This is a genomic window from Arthrobacter sp. JUb115 (genome assembly GCF_004365035.1).
GTDB lineage: Bacteria > Actinomycetota > Actinomycetes > Actinomycetales > Micrococcaceae > Glutamicibacter.
On record NZ_SOBS01000003.1, the window covers coordinates 114,776 to 130,575 of the forward strand.

The window sequence follows — 15,800 nt, forward strand, 5'->3', positions numbered from 1 at the left end:
GCAACTTCTGGTGGAGTTCTCCTATGCCAATCTAAACCGAAAGGCCGCGTCCAACCAAAGTTGAACGCGGCCTTTCGAATATTCAGCTAGTCATCGGACTTCTTGCCGTTGCCGTTTCCATTGCCGTTTCCGTTGCCCTTGTTATCGGAGTCGGGCTTCGGCGAGGATTCTTCCTTAGGCTTGGAATCTTCCTTCGACTCTTCCTTGTCATTGTCCTTCTCATCCGAGTCGGACTTGGAATCGTCTTCTTCCTTCGGCTTTGGCGGAGGCGGCTGGCGACGGGCCGAACCGAAGTTGTTCCGCTCGTATTCGTGCACGGCCTCCTCCATGAAGTCCACCCACAGCGGGGCGGCGAAGGTCGAGGAATCGACCATCCAAGGGGCCTTCTTGTCGTTGACCATCGCGCCGTGCATCTGGTTCTTCTCTTCGCCGGCCTTGCCCTTGAGTCGGCCGACCCAGGTGGCGGTGGAAATTCCGGTGGTGTAGCCGACGAACCAGGTCGAGGACGCGTAGTTGTTGGTACCGGTCTTGCCAGCGATTGGGCCGTCGACGCGGCCCTTGGAGACGCGGTTGGTGGCGATCTTCTTCAGGGTGCCGTTCAGATCGGCAACGTAGGTCGGGTCGATTTCCTGGGAGCAGGATTCCTTCTTGACCTTGTACTCGTTGCCGTCCTTGTCGGTCACGCTGTTGATGGCGCGTGGTTCGCAGTACTCGCCCTTGTTGGCGAATGCAGCGAATGCGGCGGCCTGGGACAGCGGGGTGATTTCTGCCGAGCCGATGATGAACGAAGGGTTCGAAGGCGAGATCGGGGCAGGGCCGCCCTTGGCGCCCTGATCCAGTACGCCAAGCTTCTTGGTGTAATCGGCGATGGTGCACAGGTCGGTCTTGTAGGCCTCCTGCACGGTCGCGGTATTGATCGACCAGTACAGGCCGGTATCCACGGTCATCGAGCGGTAGAAGCCAGGCGATGCATTCTTCGGTTCCCAATTAGAACCAACAGTTGTCGTTCCTCCGGGAAGGCAAGATGCCCGCCACTTGGAGCCGGGTACGAAAACCTGCTTCTTGGCATTGATCTTGTCGTACATGCGGTTGCCTTCGGACAGCCAGCCCAAGGTGGTGTACGGCTTCATGGTAGAACCACCCTGGAACCCGCCAGCGCCACCCAGGGAACGCTCGACAGCGAAGTTGTAATAGGTGTTCTCGCCCGAGTTCTTGACTTCCGGACCGTAGGTGGTGTTCTGCGCCATGGTCAGGATCTTGCCGGTGCCCGGCTCGACCGAAACGATCGAGGAGTAAATGTCGGTGTTGGACTTGGCCTTTGGATCGATAGCCTTCGCTGCGTCCTTGGCGGCCTTCTTGTTCAGCTTGCTGTTCAGGGTGGTCTTGACGGTCAAGCCGCCACGGTACAGCAGGCCTTCGCGATCTTCCTTGGTCTTGCCATAGGTGTCATCGGAAAGGATCAGATTGGTGACGTAGTCGCAGAAGTAGGCATTTTCCTTGGCCGCGGTGCAACCGGAAGGGGACGTGCGCGGATCCAGTTCCAGGTCCGACTTCACCGCCTTGTCGTATTCCTTCTTGGTGATTGCGCCGGTGCGGTACATGTTGCCCAGCACCTTGTTGCGGCGGTCGATGGATCGCTCAGGGTTGTTGATCGGGTTGTAGACGTTTGGCAGCTGGACCATGCCGGCAAGCATGGCCGACTGCTGCACGTTCAAGTCCTTGGCATCGGTTGAGTAGAAGTGCTGAGCGGCAGCCTGCACGCCGTACTCGCGACCCGAGAAGAGCACCAGGTTCAGGTAGCCCTCCAGGATCTGGTCCTTGGACATTTCCTTCTCGATGGCCACCGCGTACTTCAGCTCGCGGATCTTATCCGAGTAGCCCTTCTGGCCGGAAACAGTGGATTCGTCCGAACCGGTGAGCACCTGGTTATTCACTAGCAGGTTGTTCACGTACTGCTGGGTCAGGGTGGAAGCACCAGAGCGGCTCGAAGAGGTGAGGTTGCCAACTACTGCACGGGCGATGCCCTTGGGGTCGATGCCCTTGTGCTCGTAGAAACGCTCATCTTCCACCGAGATGATCGCCTTGCGCATGTTTGGCGAGATGTCATCTAGCTTCACAGGCTGGCGATTTTGCTGGTAGAAGTTCGCAATGGCCTTGCCATCAGCGTCAAGGATCGTGGAAGGCTCCGGGATGGGGAGCTTTTCAAACGAGCTCGGGAGCGCGCTGACGATGTTGTTACCGGTGGTCAAACCGGTTTTTGCGATAGCTGCAATGGGCACGAGCATGCCTGCTGCGAGCACACCACACAGGGCGCTGATTCCGAAGAATGCAACGACTTTTCCCAGGGTGGTAGCGGTATCAAAAAAAGGGGACTTCTTGGCTGCCATACCCACTAGTTTACAAGGACGCGCTAACGTATCGAGTATGACTAAATGGGAATACGCCACTTTGCCGCTTTTGATTCACGCTACGAAGCAGATTTTGGACCAGTGGGGTGACGATGGCTGGGAGCTGGTAACCGTGGTTCCAGGCCCCAACGGCTCATCTCCAGTGGCCTACATGAAGCGTCCGAAAGCGTAACTAGCAACAACATTTACTGAAGGAGAAATCCCATGCAAGAAGCTACTTCCTCGCGTGTCGAGGCTCGTCTGGCCGAGCTCGGTCATGCCTTGCCAGCTGTGGCAAAGCCGGTAGCCGCCTACCTGCCAGCCGTTACCACCGGCAACTATGTCTACACCTCTGGCCAGCTTCCGCTGATTAAGGGTGAACTCACAGCCGTTGGAAAGGTTGGTGCCGAGGTTTCGGCCGAGGAGGCGAAGGCCCAGGCGCAGACCGCTGCGCTTAACGCGCTAGCCGCCATCAAGGCCGAAATTGGTGATCTAGATCGCATTAAGCGCATCGTGAAGGTTGTCGGTTTCGTGTCGTCGGCACCGGACTTCACCGGACAGCCAGGCGTCATCAACGGGGCATCGGAGTTCTTCGGCGAGGTACTCGGCGATGCAGGCTTGCACGCACGCTCGGCCGTCGGCGTTGCCGTTCTGCCGCTGGATGCACCTGTCGAGGTCGAGGTCATCGCCGAATTTGAGTAATTCAAGCCAGATTCCTGCTGCGCGGTCCCGACGGGCATTCCCGGCGGGGCCGCGCAGCGGTATGGTGCGCCGGCTCTTTGATTTGCCACCGCATCAAATTGCCACCGCCGAAAACTGGTTCTCTTTCGGTTCGCGCACGCCGCGCACCCCGCGGCGCGCGTCCTCCATCTGCCTTGTGAGGGATTCTTCCCACGGCGTGGAGACCTATCTGACTTATCGCCCCGGGGGCTCCCCACTGGGCAACGTGGCCTTTCCAGGCGGCAGCCACGAGGCGAGCGACCGTGCCACCTACCAATGGTTCGGTCCGAGCCTGTCCCAATGGTCCAAGCGCATGGACATGCTGGACCAGCAGTTGGCGCAGGCATACATCGTTTGCGCCATCCGCGAGCTTTTCGAAGAGACCGGAATCCTGCTGGCCGGCACCGATGAGCAATCCGTGGTCGAAATGACCGATGCAGAAGACTGGATGACCGCCCGCGAAGCAATCGCCGGACAGGACCTGGCCTTCGACGAATTCCTGCGCCGCCGCGGACTGGGCTTGCGCACAGACCTTTTGCGTCCGGTATCCCACTGGCTCAACCCGAACTTTGCCCTGCGCCGCTTCGACACCTGGTACTTCACTGCCACCGTGCCCAACCGCCAGGAGGCTGCCTTGCTGCGCGGCAAAGGCAAATGGGGGCGCTGGTGTGCCGCCGGGGAAATATTGGCCAAACGCAGCACCAGCGAGCTGGGGGACAGCGTTGGCCAACCCAACACAGTGAACCTCGCGCTCTCGGAGATTAGCTACCCGGCGGTGGAAATGATCCTGGAAGCCATGGCGGAGGCCAATGGAGTGGTCGCCTACCTTTCGCGGGCCCGTTCGTTGAATCTCAAGCATCCGGACCTGCTGGTGCGCGATGGCATTTACTATCTGGAAGTCCTTGGCTCCATGAGCGCTGAATCCTCCCGCCCATGGCAGACTACTGCCGGGCACTGAGAGCAGAACTTAAACAAAGCAGGCCGGGAATCCTTGAAGGATTCCCGGCCTGTTTGCATCACTGCGGTTTAGCGCGAGCGCTGGCGCAGACGCTGGATATCCAGGATCACGACGGCGCGTGCTTCCAGGCGCAGCCAGCCGCGCTGCACGAACTCGGCCAGAGCCTTGTTCACGGTTTCGCGGGAAGCACCAACGAGCTGAGCCAGCTCTTCCTGAGTCAGTTCGTGGGCAACCAGGATGCCGTCGGTAGCTGGGCGACCGAAGCGGTCAGCCAGATCCAACAGAGCCTTGGCAACACGGCCAGGAACGTCAGAGAAGACCAGATCGGCCAGGGACTCATTGGTACGACGCAGACGTGCAGCCAGAGCCTGCAGCAGCTGGATCGAGACCTCAGGGGAGTTCAAGATAGCCTTGCGCATGTTCTCGTGGCTCAGGCCCGCCAAGCGGGTCTCGGACACGGCGGTTGCAGTTGCGTTGCGTGGGTGTGGATCGAACAATGCCATCTCGCCAAACAGTTCGCCTGGGCCAAGAACAGCAATCAGGTTCTCGCGACCATCCGAAGAGGTGCGACCCAGCTTGATCTTGCCCGAAACGATGAAGTACAGACGGTCACCCTGATCGCCTTCACGGAACACCGATGCGCCGCGGGAGAGATCAACCTCGGTCAATTCTTCGGTTAGCGCGGCGAATACTTCATCACCAAGCGACGCAAACAGTGGCGCGCGACGCAGTACCTCGATATCCATTAAATCTCCTGTCAACAGTAGTAGGCGCTTACTTCATTGTGCCGTATTCGGTAACAATGTGACAGTTTCCACACGTGGTTTAACCAAGAAAATGTTGAAAATCACGCACATTCGACTAAAACTCGCGAATCTGCTCGCAGAAATCCATCAGCTTCTAAGGGTACCTTGGGTCTATACGAACTTTATGAATGAACTGGGGTCTTGGTGCTCGGAATTTTCAGCTGGCTCGACGTAGTCATCTGCGCTGTTTTGCTGACGTTTTTCGTTGTTGGAGTGCGTCGAGGTTTTCTGCTGACCATTGGCGACATGCTCGGCCTGATTGTCGGCGGCGTCGCCGCATTCTTCGCCATCCCGCTGGTTTCCACCTTCGCCACGAACCCCTGGTGGCGGGTCGGCCTGATGATAGCTACCGCAGCCGTGCTGATCATTCTCGGGCAAGCTCTGGGACGGGTGATTGCAACCCGCATCCGCCACTGGATGAATGTCGATTTCCTGCGTGCCGCGGACCGCATTGCCGGTGGCGTGCTGTCGGTGTTCATTACCGCCACAATCATCGGTGGCTTGGCCTTTTCCACTTCAAGCATGGGTATTCCAAGGCTTTCGCTGGAGATCAGCAAGTCCAAGATGATCGACTCGATTCGTGGCCTGACACCCGAGTTTGTCGATGCCGCGATTTCCACCGCACGCTCCAAGGTGATCGCCGAAACCCTCCCCGCATTCCTGGAGCCTTTCGCGCCCCCGGTCCAGGCGCCGGCCAACACCGAATGGGCAGCTAACGACCTGCAGCTGGCCGCTGCCCAATCGGCCGCCAAGATCTCCGGTACCGCGGTGCAATGCGGTGTGAACCTGACCGGCTCAGGCTTCGTTGTCGACCACGAGCTGGTCATGACCAACGCGCACGTGGTCGCCGGATTGAGCGCGGCAACCGTGGAGGTCGGCGGTGATGAAGTTCACCGCGGAAAGGTTGTTTATTTCGATCCCAAGGCCGACATCGCGCTGCTTTACGTCGAAGGGCTGGAGGCAGAGCCTATCGACCTCGCCGCTGATGACCTGATGCGCGGCGACTCGGCAACCTTTGTCGGGCACCCAGCGGGCGGCCCGCAGCAGATCCGCGGAGCCTTGATCGCTTCCCGTGCCTTCGTCTCCATTGCCAATATCTATGGCGCGGACCCATCTCGAATCTCTGTCTACCAGCTCACCGCGGAAGTAGCCCAGGGCAATTCCGGCGGACCGCTGCTGGATGAATCCGGCGACGCGGTGGGCTTGATCTTCGCCAAGTCGCGCAGCGATGACGAGGTCGGCTTCGCCCTGAGCCTCGAAGAGATCGAGAACGCCATGGAGCTGGGCGGCGATCGGCGCACCAGCATCAAAACAGGCGACTGCGTCACCGGCTAGGGCTTGCGGCTATTTGCCCAGCAAATGCGAGAGCTGCTGAACCGCCAGCTTGTAGCCGTGCACGCCCGCACCGATGATGATCGAGCTGGCTACCGGCGAGATGAAGGAATGGTGGCGGAACGCTTCACGCTTGTGCACGTTCGAGATGTGCACCTCGATGGCTGGCAACTGCACGCCGCTGATGGCATCGGCAATAGCCACAGATGTATGGGTGAATGCGCCGGGGTTCATGATGATGCCGGCTGCGGTAGTGCGGGCCTCGTGAATCGCGTCGATGAGCACACCCTCATGGTTGGACTGCAAGGCGCGCAATTCGAAGCCGAGGGCCGCAGCGGTTTCCCGGGCCAGCTGCTCAACATCGGCCAGGGTGTCGTGGCCATAGATTTCCGGCTCCCGGGTGCCCAGCAGATTCAGGTTGGGGCCGTTGAGCAGCAAGATGGTGTTCGATGCGTTCTCAGTCATGAACTCAAATCTATTACACAACCGGGAAATTCCCGCCCGAATTCTTTGGCCCCGTAATACAAGAAGCCGCCGTGCGTCCACACCAGCGGTGTGGACGAACGGCGGCTTGCTGCACTGGGGCGTGCTGAGGCTATTTGCCCATGGACTGCGCGATCTGGCTCATCACCGTTGAATCGGACAGCGTGGTGGCATCGCCGACCTCGCGGCCCTCGGCCACGTCCTTGAGCAGGCGGCGCATGATCTTGCCCGAGCGGGTCTTAGGCAGTTCCGGAACCACCAGCACATGCTTCGGCTTGGCGATCGGGCCGATGTCCTTGCCCACGTGGTTGCGCAGGGTCGCCACCACATCCTCGCCTTCCGCCGGCTCGGTTTGCAGGATCACGAAGGCCACCACGGCCTCGCCGGTGGTCTCGTCCTTCGCTCCCACCACGGCGGCCTCTGCCACGTATGGGTGGGCGACCAGCGAGGACTCGATCTCGGTGGTGGACAGGCGGTGCCCGGAGACGTTCATCACGTCATCCACGCGGCCCAGCAGCCAGATATCGCCATCGGCGTCCTTCTTCGCACCGTCGCCAGCGAAGTACATGTTCTCGAACCGCGACCAGTAGGTGTCCTTGTAGCGTTCCATGTCGCCCCAGATGCCGCGCAGCATCGCTGGCCACGGCTCGCGGATGACGAGGAAGCCGCCCTCGCCGTCGGCCACGGATTCGCCGGCTTCATCCACCACGTCAATGGCGATGCCCGGCACGGCCACCTGGGCCGAACCCGGCTTGGTTGCGGTGACGCCCGGCAGCGGAGCGATCATGTGCGCGCCGGTTTCGGTCTGCCACCAGGTGTCCACGATCGGGGCCGGGTGTTCCTTGCGCTCGCCGTTCTTGCCGTTGTTGGTGCCGATGGCATCGCGGTACCACATCCATGCTTCCGGGTTGATCGGTTCGCCCACCGAACCCAGCACGCGCAGCGAGGACAGGTCGTAGCCATCGGGGATCTCGCGGCCCCACTTCATGAAGGTGCGGATTGCGGTGGGCGCGGTGTACAGGATGGTGACGCCGTACTTTTCCACCAGTTCCCACCAGCGGCCCTGGTGCGGGGTATCCGGGGTGCCCTCGTAGATCACCTGGGTGGCGCCGTTGACCAGCGGCGCGTAGGTGACGTAGGAATGGCCGGTCACCCAGCCGATGTCCGCGGTGCACCAGTACACGTCGGTTTCCGGGTGCAAATCGAAGGTGTCGCGGTGGGTCACGGCGCCCTGGGCCAAGAAGCCGCCGGTGGTGTGCACAATGCCCTTGGGCTTGCCAGTGGTGCCCGAGGTATACAGCACGAACAACGGGTGCTCGGAGTCGTGGGCTACCGCAGTGTGCTCGGTGGCGGCGGTGCCGACGACGTCATCCCACCACTTGTCCAGTGCGCCGAATTCGGTGGGCTCGCCGTTGCGCTTGACCACCAGAACGTTTTCCACGGTGTGGCCCGGTGCTTCCAGCGCCGCATCGACTGCCGGCTTCAGCGAGGACGGCTTGCCGCGGCGCCAGGTGCCATCGGCGGTGACCACGAGCTTGGCGTCCGCATCATCGATGCGGCTGCGCAGCGCGTCGGCGGAGAAGCCGCCGAAGACCACCGAGTGGATGGCGCCGATGCGGGCGCAGGCCAACATGGTGATGACGGCTTCCGGGATCATTGGCAGGTAGACGGCCACGCGGTCGCCCTTGGCCACGCCCAGGGATTCGAAAGCGTTGGCGGCCTTCTTGACCTCTTCGGTCAGCTGCGCGTAAGTGTAGGTGCGGGTATCGCCCGGCTCGCCTTCGAAGTAGATGGCGACGCGGTCGCCCAGGCCGTTTTCCACATGGCGGTCCAGCGCGTTGTAGGCCGCGTTGAGCTTGCCGCCGACGAACCACTTGGCCACCGGTGCCTGCGACCAGTCCAAGGTTTCAGTGAAATCGGTGTCCCAGGTCAGTACCTGGCGTGCCTGGTCCGCCCAATAGCCCAAGCGGTCTGCCTTGGCTGCGTCGTAGCGGGCCTGCGTTGCGATGGCCTGATCGCTGAAGTCCTTGCTCGGGGCAAAGGAACGGGTTTCGGTCGACAGGTTATCCAAGGTTTTCGAATCACTCACTGGGTTCGCGTCCTTCCGCGTAGTCACAAATATTTCCCTGTGATCAAAGTTACATCCTCCAGCAGGGCCGGTGTGCTTTGTGTCACCGGGAAAGGGGAAATGGGGTAATTTGTGCGCCGAGCGGTTAGCTGCACGCGATGAACAGCACGCCAAGGTGGTGTCCAAGGGTGAAAACTTCACGCCCTCATGACACGATCTAAAGCGTGGCGAAGAAATTGGACAACGAAACCGAGCTGGGGCTGAAGCGCCGGGCACGCAAGATCAACCGGGAACTGGCGAAGGCCTACCCCTACGCGGTGCCCGAACTGGACTTCGAGAACCCCTTCGAACTGCTGGTAGCCACCGTGCTCTCCGCGCAGACCACCGACGTGCGGGTCAATGCCATCACTCCAGCGCTCTTCGCCCGTTTCCCGGACGCCCACGCAATGAGCCAAGCCGAACGGGGCGAGCTTGAGCAGCTGATCCGCCCCACCGGTTTCTTCCGCGCCAAGACGGACTCCCTGCTCGGGCTATCCGCCGCCTTGGTTGAGCGCTTTGACGGAGAAGTGCCAGCCAAGCTCGAAGAGCTGGTGAAGCTTCCCGGGGTGGGACGCAAAACCGCCAACGTCGTGCTGGGAAATGCCTTCGGTGTTCCCGGAATCACCGTGGACACCCACTTCGGGCGCCTGGCCAACCGCTTTGGGTGGACCGATGAAACCGATCCGGTCAAGGTCGAGCACGCGGTGGGGGAACTGTTCGAAAAACGCGACTGGACGATGCTCAGCCACCGCGTGGTCTTCCATGGCCGCCGCGTCTGCCACTCGCGCAAACCTGCCTGCGGGGCCTGCGCCATCGCCAAGCTTTGCCCCTCGTTCGGCATCGGCGAGGAAATACCTGCCAAGGCCACAGCGTTGCTCAAGTATGAGCTCGCACCAGGACGGGAAGAATTGCTGGCGAAAATGATCGCCGGCGCAACCCGCCGCGAGCTGAGGGCTGAAGGATACGGATTGGACGCATGAGCGCGCGCTTGGAACTGGAAAAAGTAATTGCCCGCCACACGGCACAGGTCGGGGCAACGCAGAAACTGCCCAGCGAATGGGTGATGAGCGATATCGAGCTCGGTGCTGCGCGCCGTGCCGCGGTCCTGATCCTGTTCGGTGCTGCCGGCGAAGCGGCCCTGGAGCCGCACTCCCGGGCCGGCGATCTGGACGTGCTGTTCGTGGAGCGCGCCGCGACCCTGCGCAAGCACGCGGGCCAGATCGCTTTCCCCGGAGGCGGGATCGACCAGGAGGATTCGAGCGTTGCCGACGCCGCCTTGCGCGAGGCGTGGGAGGAAACTGGCGTGGACACCTCCGGGATCGAGGTCCTGGGCACCTTGGGGGAAACCGAATTGCCGGTTTCGAACTTCCTGGTCACCCCGGTGATTGGCTGGTGGCATACCGAATCCAGGGTCTATCCGGCTGACCCGGCCGAAAGCGCCGGCGTATTCCGCGCCCCGGTGGCGCACCTGCTGGAGCCGAGGAATCGCCTGACCGGCGTGGTGCAGCGCGGCAATCAGAAGTTCAAGTCCCCGGCCTTCGATTTTGACGACCGGATCATCTGGGGCTTCACCGCGATCGTGCTGGACAGGCTGTTCAACGAGCTGGGTTGGACCCAGCCGTGGAACAACCGCCGTGAACTGCGCATGGCCTGAAGCCGGCTACTTCGCATCCGCGTAGTTCCCGGAGATCGCAACACTGACCGGGAAGCGCGGCGAGGCCTGGCCGAACAGGGAACGCCCGGCGAGCATGGCCGCATGCCGGATGAGCTCCTGCAGTTGCCCAGCCAATTCGGTGGGGCATTCAAAGACGATTTCGTCATGGACAAAGAACACCTGGCGGCAGGTCTGGCTCCACCCGGCCTGATGGATCAGGTGCCGTGCGTGGCCCATCCACACCAAAGCCCACTCCGCGGCGGTCGCCTGTACGACAAAGTTCCTGGTGAACCGGCCGCGGGCTCTCGCCGCGCCGTCAGCAGCCCGCTGCGATGCTTCATCGTTGGTAGCTTTCTGCGCCTGCAGCCACTGCTCATCGGCTGGCGGGCAGCCGCGGCCGAGGAAACTGCGCACGCCTTCACCTTGCTCGCCGGCAAGAGCTGCCTGTTCGACAAAACGCATGGCGGTGGGAAAACTGCGGGTCAGGGCCGCACCCACTGCACCTGAAGCACCGCCGCCACCGCCGTAGATGACCGAGAGCATGCCCAGCTTGGCCTCATCTCGGGAAGCCACGAGCTGGGCATCGAGCAGCCACTGGTACAGGTCATCTTGCTGGCCTGCTTTTTGCAATTGCTGGTCATTGGAAATAGCTGCCAGGATTCGAGGTTCCAGTTGCCTCCCGTCGGCCACCACAAACGTCGAGCCGGGACGGGTGCGCACGACCTGCCGGATGGAATGCGGCAATTGGAGCGCCCCGCCACCAGAAGCGGCCCAGCGTCCTGAAGTCACCGTTCCCAGCACATAATGCGGATGGAAACGGCCGCCTTTCACCCATTGATCCAACCACGCATCACCATGGGTGCTGGCAAGACGCGAGAGTTTCTTGTATTCAAGAACCTCAGAAATCAATGGATGCTTGATCTGCTCCAGTTCCCAGGCCCGCACCGAGCTCACCGCGAAACCGGCCTTATGCAGGGCGCGCAACAGCTCCTGCGGCGAATCCGGATTGAGCCCGGGACTGCCTAATGCCTTGGCCAATTGCTGGGCCTTGGCCGCGAGTTTCGGCGGCCGTCCATAGTCGGATACGCGTTCGCCCAATTGCTCGCGCAGCAGGGCGCGGTGTCCGGCTTCATCCCACGACAAACCGGCCGCTTCCATCTCGCAGGCAATCAACGCACCTACCGATTCGGCGTGGATCAATAATTCCAGACGCTGACGGGTGCTGGGATCCTGCGGCAACGCCTTGCGCTGGGCAACGTACATGGCTACGAGCTCGGAAAGGGATTCGCCGGAGGTCGGGGCGGCAAAGAGCGCATCCTGGTTGGCCCTTTCGTGAGCCTGAACTGGTCGTTCAAGATCGAAGTCTTCGAGCTTTTCCTCACTCAGCGGCGAGCGGTGCAAGATGCGTTGGGCCAAGGAGAGAATGCAGGCCTTGGCCAGATGAACACCCGCAGAAACAAGTGGCTGCATCCACGGGGTGGTGCGGAGCATGGCCCATCGGGGCGAATGCCGTGCTTCGATTTCGGCAACAAATCCGGCAAAATCATCCCGGGATACCGAGACGACCGGCTGCAGCGAGTTGCCAGAATACTGGTCGCGAAGATCGATCAGGGCATAGCCATCAGGATCGGCAGCAAGGAAAGCGATGGCACTCATGGATCTATTGTGCCGTGCCAGCGGCCGATATCCCCAGTTGGTTGGCGAGCGGCACGCAAATGATTAGGCAGATGCCACGCTCGATGCATGAAATGGCTATCAGAGTCCTCATCGGCTAAACCGCTGAAGGACACCCAACGATTCGTGATGACTGAACTGGATTTCGCGCAGGCGCCTCCGAACAGCACCAGGAGGCCGGCAGCGGCTGACCACACGGCGGAAGATGAACCGATCTGCACCATCGTGAGCAACGATGCACGGATTATTGAGCGATGCGCAGTGATCGCGGTCGGCGCGGCGGTGAGAATCAACAAATGCACCGACCCGCAGCTGCTGCCCGCCGATGGTTCTGGGCCGGTGCTGTGGGGCAGCGACATGGCAGCACTAGCCGAAAATACGAGCCGGCCGGTGGATGTCCTGGTCGGTCTGGAAGATGGCGAGGCCATCGTGTGGAGCTTGGCCAGCAGAATTCCCAAGGCAAGGGTGGCAGTTTTGCCCTCGGCCAGCCAATGGCTCGGCGAGTACCTGGGTCTATGGGCCATGAGGGCAGGGCATGGACACACACTGGCACTGCATTCCACAGCAGGCGGGCTGGGAACAACGACCCTGGCCCTGTTGCTGGCGCATGCCGGGACATTAAGTGGTCTTCGCAGCGCCATGATTGATCTGGATCCGCATTCCCAGGGCGCTTGGCCGCTGGTTTGCACCCAACCGCCAACGGGAATTGGATGGGAAGAATTGCGGCAATCCGGTGGCGCGCTTGCTGCTCATCAACTGGCTGAAACGCTGCCGAAGCTTCGCGATACCGCGATCTTGACCTGGTCCCAGGCAAGCAGAACGCATGAGCTGGAGGACCAGCTGGTGATCCGCCTGCTGGCCGCCGCCCGGCAAGGATTCGATCTGGTCGTAGTGGATGCCGGGCGCGCACCGCATCCGCAACGGCTGGCACTGAACCAATTCATAGACCGGAATATCGCCACTGTCAGTTCGCTGACCGTGCCAGCCTCTGGGGAAGTGGTGCTGTGCGGGGAACAGAAACTACGCAGCACCCCTGCGGGTTTTCCTCAGATTCTTGGTGCCTTCCCCGATTTTCCCCGGATCAGCAAAGCGATCGAGCGCGGCCAATTATACGACAGTTTCAAATCCCGGGCATTGCGCCAGCACCTGTCCAACCTCTGCCTGATACCGCAAATGAAGGAGCAGCACCCATGAGCCCGGGCCGGCATAGCCACAACGCCAACCCATCAACGGGCGGGCCTGTGCTGGATGCCAAAATCCTTGAATCCGTGCGTGAACGCGCATTGCTCACCGGCGGGCAGCTTGATGCGATTGCCTTGGCAGGAGCCGTTCACGACTCCGGCGCGGCTCTGGGTTCCCAAGGTGCCGCACAATCGCTGGAATCGCTGCAGAACGAAGTGGCAGGATTATCAATCCTCGAGCCTTTCGCACAGCGGCCCGAGGTGACCGATGTCCTGGTCGACGGGCAAGGGATGGTCTGGACGGATTCTCCGGCCGGCCTGCAGCCCACCGAATTCCGGTTTTCTTCCCCAGAGCAGGTTCGGACCCTGGCCGTCCATCTTGCAACCCTTGCGGGCCGACGGCTCGATTCAGCTAGCCCGTTCATGGACATGAGCTTGAAGAATTACCGCGTCCACGCTGTACTGCCTCCAATTGCCACAGCCGGACCGCTGATCTCGATTCGCGTCAAGCGCAGTGCCCAGCTCGAACTGGGCACCGTCCTGGAAGGATCGAACGGGTTCTGGCTACCGCTGCTTCAAGCCATCGTGGAACGCCAGATGAACTTCCTGATTACCGGAGGAACAGGCAGCGGCAAAACTACCCTCCTGCAAGCCATGCTTGCCGAAGCCAATCCGCGGCACCGTCTGGTCATCGTGGAAGACTCGCAAGAACTGCATGTACCGCACCCGCATGTTGTGTCCTTGCAAACCCGGTCGGCCAACGTCGAATCTGCCGGCCAGGTGCAGCTGAAGGATTTGGTTGTCCAAGCCCTGCGCATGCGCCCTGACCGTCTGGTCGTTGGCGAATGCCGTGGGGAGGAAATACGCGATTTTCTGGCAGCCATGAACACGGGGCATCAGGGAGCCGCAGGCACCATGCACGCCAACAACCCGCAGTCAGTTCCGGCCCGCTTGGCGGCGCTGGGTGCGCTCGCCGGATGGAGCGTGCAGGCGACTTCGTTGCAGGCCTCCAGCGCCTTGGATCTTGTCATTCACATGAACAGGGGGAGCCAAGGGCAGCGCGGACCGGTGGCCCTTGGATGCCTGGACACCGGTAGCGATGGCCAGATGCACATGCGGCGCCTGATAGACCTGGACGCCGCCGAACCGCTGGCCGACTACGGGCACAACTTCCTGGCGAACAGATTTGGCCCATCGCTCACGTGCACCATTGCCAAGGCGCTAGGCGATGAGCACGCCAAGGAGCGTTGACCAATGCTGATCCTCATCTTTGGCGCACTGGCCTTGTGGCTGTGGATCCCCGCGCACCCGGCAAGCAAAATCAAAGCGGGTTCCCTGCGCAGGCTCCGGGATCGCGGGGCGGAACGCCACACGGACGATGACCAGGTACTGAGCACCGATGCCCGCATCATTCGTGAACTCTCGGCGCTGCTCCGAAGCGGATTGGATTTCCATCCCGCAGTTGATGCGTTGCTGGAGGCCGAGGACGACAGCGGGAACATCATCCGAGCGCTCAAAGACCTCCAAGCAACGCATCGGCTAAGCAACAGCGCTCCCGGACCCGGTCTTCCGGCGGAGCAGGGACAAGGTCCAGCGGTGCGACGACTGCACTGGTGCCTGGAACTCTCCGAACGCAGCGGCGCAAGCCTTGCCGATGTGCTGGAACGGCTAGCCGAAGACCTCGAATGCGCCCTAGTAGCCCAGCAAGCATTCGAGGCGGCTATGGCTGGCCCGAAAGCAACGACTAAGTTGCTGACATGGCTTCCACTAGTCGGGTTTGGATTCGGTCTGCTTGTGGGCATTGATGTTCTGGGCACAATAGGCCGATCATGGGCGGCGCAACTCAGCGTGCTCATTGGAGCATTGCTGTGGATCGCCAACCGGATCTGGTGCCGGCGGCTCATGCAGGCAACCACTAGCCAGGCACTGTCATGATCGTTCTGATTCTGCTTCTAGGGGCGCTTTCCATCGCTTTGGCATTAGGACGGCCCAACTCGAAAAGTCGAGAAGGCAAGGCGCCGCAGTGCCTTGGGAAAAGACGGCAGGAAGATGAAAAACCTGTCGAGCTGATCCTGGATCTGAGCGCCAGCCTGTTGGACTCGGGGATGCCCATCACCGAGATCCTCGATCTGCTCGGTCACAGCATTGAACAGTGCGCGGTGCTGCGCAGCGTAGCGCGCTGCTTGGAAATGAACATGGCGTGGGACAAAGCCTGGGAAGCCGTTCCGCCCTGGCTCGACCCGCTGCGGAAAGCACTGCACTTTGCCCACATGACCGGAGCGCCGGCAGCCAATCTGCTACGAAATACCGCGATTCTGCAACGCCGTGAACATGCACAGAAAGTCGCGCGCCTCGGAGCACAATTCGGTACCAGGCTCGTACTGCCTCTAGGGGCCTGCGCACTGCCGGCTTTCATCGCCCTGGGCGTGGTTCCACTGATCATCGCGCTATTCCCCAGCTACCAGTAATCCCCGGCCGAAGGTTATGCCCAGCTCGTA

Annotated in this window: 15 protein-coding genes; 10 read left to right on the forward strand and 5 right to left on the reverse strand. The window is 61.2% G+C overall.

Going from position 1 to position 15,800, the window contains the following annotated elements; translation table 11 throughout:
- Nucleotides 1-86 precede the first annotated feature (86 nt).
- Complete coding sequence (locus EDF61_RS06015) at nucleotides 87-2,387, reverse strand: transglycosylase domain-containing protein (protein ID WP_105656983.1); 2,301 nt, start codon at nucleotides 2,385-2,387, stop codon at nucleotides 87-89.
- Between the two features lie 37 nt (nucleotides 2,388-2,424).
- On the opposite strand from EDF61_RS06015, the gene sp36 reads away from it, so the two are divergent.
- The 3 genes from sp36 to EDF61_RS06025 all read left to right on the forward strand — a co-directional run bounded on the left by sp36 (nucleotide 2,425) and on the right by EDF61_RS06025 (nucleotide 4,065).
- On the forward strand, nucleotides 2,425-2,580 hold the full coding sequence (gene sp36, locus EDF61_RS19260; protein ID WP_013349841.1) for a Sp36 family protein: 156 nt from the start codon (nucleotides 2,425-2,427) through the stop codon (nucleotides 2,578-2,580).
- A gap of 32 nt (nucleotides 2,581-2,612) precedes the next feature.
- Nucleotides 2,613-3,089, forward strand: coding sequence for a RidA family protein (locus tag EDF61_RS06020; RefSeq protein ID WP_105656982.1), 477 nt, complete (start codon nucleotides 2,613-2,615; stop codon nucleotides 3,087-3,089).
- A gap of 61 nt (nucleotides 3,090-3,150) precedes the next feature.
- The gene (locus EDF61_RS06025; RefSeq protein WP_105656981.1) at nucleotides 3,151-4,065 is read left to right on the forward strand and encodes an NUDIX hydrolase; all 915 of its coding nucleotides are present in this window, start codon (nucleotides 3,151-3,153) and stop codon (nucleotides 4,063-4,065) included.
- Nucleotides 4,066-4,133: 68 nt separating this feature from the next.
- Here EDF61_RS06025 and EDF61_RS06030 read toward each other — a convergent pair whose 3' ends face one another.
- Complete coding sequence (locus EDF61_RS06030) at nucleotides 4,134-4,811, reverse strand: Crp/Fnr family transcriptional regulator (RefSeq protein WP_022874282.1); 678 nt, start codon at nucleotides 4,809-4,811, stop codon at nucleotides 4,134-4,136.
- Between the two features lie 204 nt (nucleotides 4,812-5,015).
- Between EDF61_RS06030 and EDF61_RS06035 the strand changes: the two genes are divergently transcribed.
- Nucleotides 5,016-6,206, forward strand: a complete 1,191-nt coding sequence (locus tag EDF61_RS06035) for a MarP family serine protease (RefSeq protein WP_286134139.1) — start codon at nucleotides 5,016-5,018, stop codon at nucleotides 6,204-6,206.
- Nucleotides 6,207-6,215: 9 nt separating this feature from the next.
- On the opposite strand, the gene aroQ is transcribed toward EDF61_RS06035, so the two are convergent.
- Nucleotides 6,216-6,668, reverse strand: coding sequence for a type II 3-dehydroquinate dehydratase (gene aroQ / locus EDF61_RS06040; protein ID WP_133833571.1), 453 nt, complete (start codon nucleotides 6,666-6,668; stop codon nucleotides 6,216-6,218).
- A gap of 130 nt (nucleotides 6,669-6,798) precedes the next feature.
- A complete protein-coding gene (acs, locus tag EDF61_RS06045) occupies nucleotides 6,799-8,775 on the reverse strand; it encodes an acetate--CoA ligase (protein WP_105656978.1) in 1,977 nt (658 codons plus the stop codon).
- Between the two features lie 203 nt (nucleotides 8,776-8,978).
- Here acs and nth point away from each other — a divergent pair, with 203 nt between their 5' ends.
- Together nth and EDF61_RS06055 are read left to right on the forward strand one after the other, a co-directional pair.
- Nucleotides 8,979-9,773, forward strand: a complete 795-nt coding sequence (nth, locus tag EDF61_RS06050; protein ID WP_105656977.1) for an endonuclease III — start codon at nucleotides 8,979-8,981, stop codon at nucleotides 9,771-9,773.
- A complete protein-coding gene (locus tag EDF61_RS06055) occupies nucleotides 9,770-10,447 on the forward strand; it encodes an NUDIX hydrolase (RefSeq protein ID WP_133833572.1) in 678 nt (225 codons plus the stop codon). The genes nth and EDF61_RS06055 overlap by 4 nt, the downstream gene beginning before the upstream one ends.
- A 6-nt stretch (nucleotides 10,448-10,453) precedes the next feature.
- On the opposite strand, the gene EDF61_RS06060 is transcribed toward EDF61_RS06055, so the two are convergent.
- Nucleotides 10,454-12,103, reverse strand: coding sequence for a bifunctional 3'-5' exonuclease/DNA polymerase (locus tag EDF61_RS06060; protein ID WP_133833573.1), 1,650 nt, complete (start codon nucleotides 12,101-12,103; stop codon nucleotides 10,454-10,456).
- Between the two features lie 87 nt (nucleotides 12,104-12,190).
- Between EDF61_RS06060 and EDF61_RS06065 the strand changes: the two genes are divergently transcribed.
- The 4 genes from EDF61_RS06065 to EDF61_RS06080 are packed head-to-tail and all read left to right on the forward strand — an operon-like array spanning nucleotide 12,191 to nucleotide 15,770.
- A complete protein-coding gene (locus EDF61_RS06065) occupies nucleotides 12,191-13,315 on the forward strand; it encodes a CpaE-like family protein (RefSeq protein WP_133833574.1) in 1,125 nt (374 codons plus the stop codon).
- Nucleotides 13,312-14,553, forward strand: coding sequence for a TadA family conjugal transfer-associated ATPase (locus tag EDF61_RS06070; RefSeq protein WP_133833575.1), 1,242 nt, complete (start codon nucleotides 13,312-13,314; stop codon nucleotides 14,551-14,553). Before EDF61_RS06065 ends, EDF61_RS06070 begins: the two co-directional genes overlap by 4 nt.
- A 3-nt stretch (nucleotides 14,554-14,556) precedes the next feature.
- Complete coding sequence (locus tag EDF61_RS06075; RefSeq protein ID WP_133833576.1) at nucleotides 14,557-15,237, forward strand: type II secretion system F family protein; 681 nt, start codon at nucleotides 14,557-14,559, stop codon at nucleotides 15,235-15,237.
- Nucleotides 15,234-15,770, forward strand: a complete 537-nt coding sequence (locus EDF61_RS06080) for a type II secretion system F family protein (protein WP_133833577.1) — start codon at nucleotides 15,234-15,236, stop codon at nucleotides 15,768-15,770. Before EDF61_RS06075 ends, EDF61_RS06080 begins: the two co-directional genes overlap by 4 nt.
- The last annotated feature ends 30 nt before the right edge of the window (nucleotides 15,771-15,800 follow it).

Excerpts from the sequence above, each read along its gene's own strand:
- EDF61_RS06065 (WP_133833574.1), top strand. The coding sequence starts at position 12,191 with ATGAAATGGCTATCAGAGTCCTCATCGGCTAAACCGCTGAAGGACACC.
- EDF61_RS06060 (WP_133833573.1), bottom strand. The coding sequence starts at position 12,103 with ATGAGTGCCATCGCTTTCCTTGCTGCCGATCCTGATGGCTATGCCCTG.
- EDF61_RS06075 (WP_133833576.1), top strand. The coding sequence starts at position 14,557 with ATGCTGATCCTCATCTTTGGCGCACTGGCCTTGTGGCTGTGGATCCCC.
- EDF61_RS06080 (WP_133833577.1), top strand. The coding sequence starts at position 15,234 with ATGATCGTTCTGATTCTGCTTCTAGGGGCGCTTTCCATCGCTTTGGCA.
- aroQ (WP_133833571.1), bottom strand. The coding sequence starts at position 6,668 with ATGACTGAGAACGCATCGAACACCATCTTGCTGCTCAACGGCCCCAAC.
- EDF61_RS06025 (WP_105656981.1), top strand. The coding sequence starts at position 3,151 with ATGGTGCGCCGGCTCTTTGATTTGCCACCGCATCAAATTGCCACCGCC.
- EDF61_RS06020 (WP_105656982.1), top strand. The coding sequence starts at position 2,613 with ATGCAAGAAGCTACTTCCTCGCGTGTCGAGGCTCGTCTGGCCGAGCTC.
- EDF61_RS06055 (WP_133833572.1), top strand. The coding sequence starts at position 9,770 with ATGAGCGCGCGCTTGGAACTGGAAAAAGTAATTGCCCGCCACACGGCA.
- sp36 (WP_013349841.1), top strand. The coding sequence starts at position 2,425 with ATGACTAAATGGGAATACGCCACTTTGCCGCTTTTGATTCACGCTACG.
- EDF61_RS06015 (WP_105656983.1), bottom strand. The coding sequence starts at position 2,387 with ATGGCAGCCAAGAAGTCCCCTTTTTTTGATACCGCTACCACCCTGGGA.
- EDF61_RS06070 (WP_133833575.1), top strand. The coding sequence starts at position 13,312 with ATGAGCCCGGGCCGGCATAGCCACAACGCCAACCCATCAACGGGCGGG.
- EDF61_RS06030 (WP_022874282.1), bottom strand. The coding sequence starts at position 4,811 with ATGGATATCGAGGTACTGCGTCGCGCGCCACTGTTTGCGTCGCTTGGT.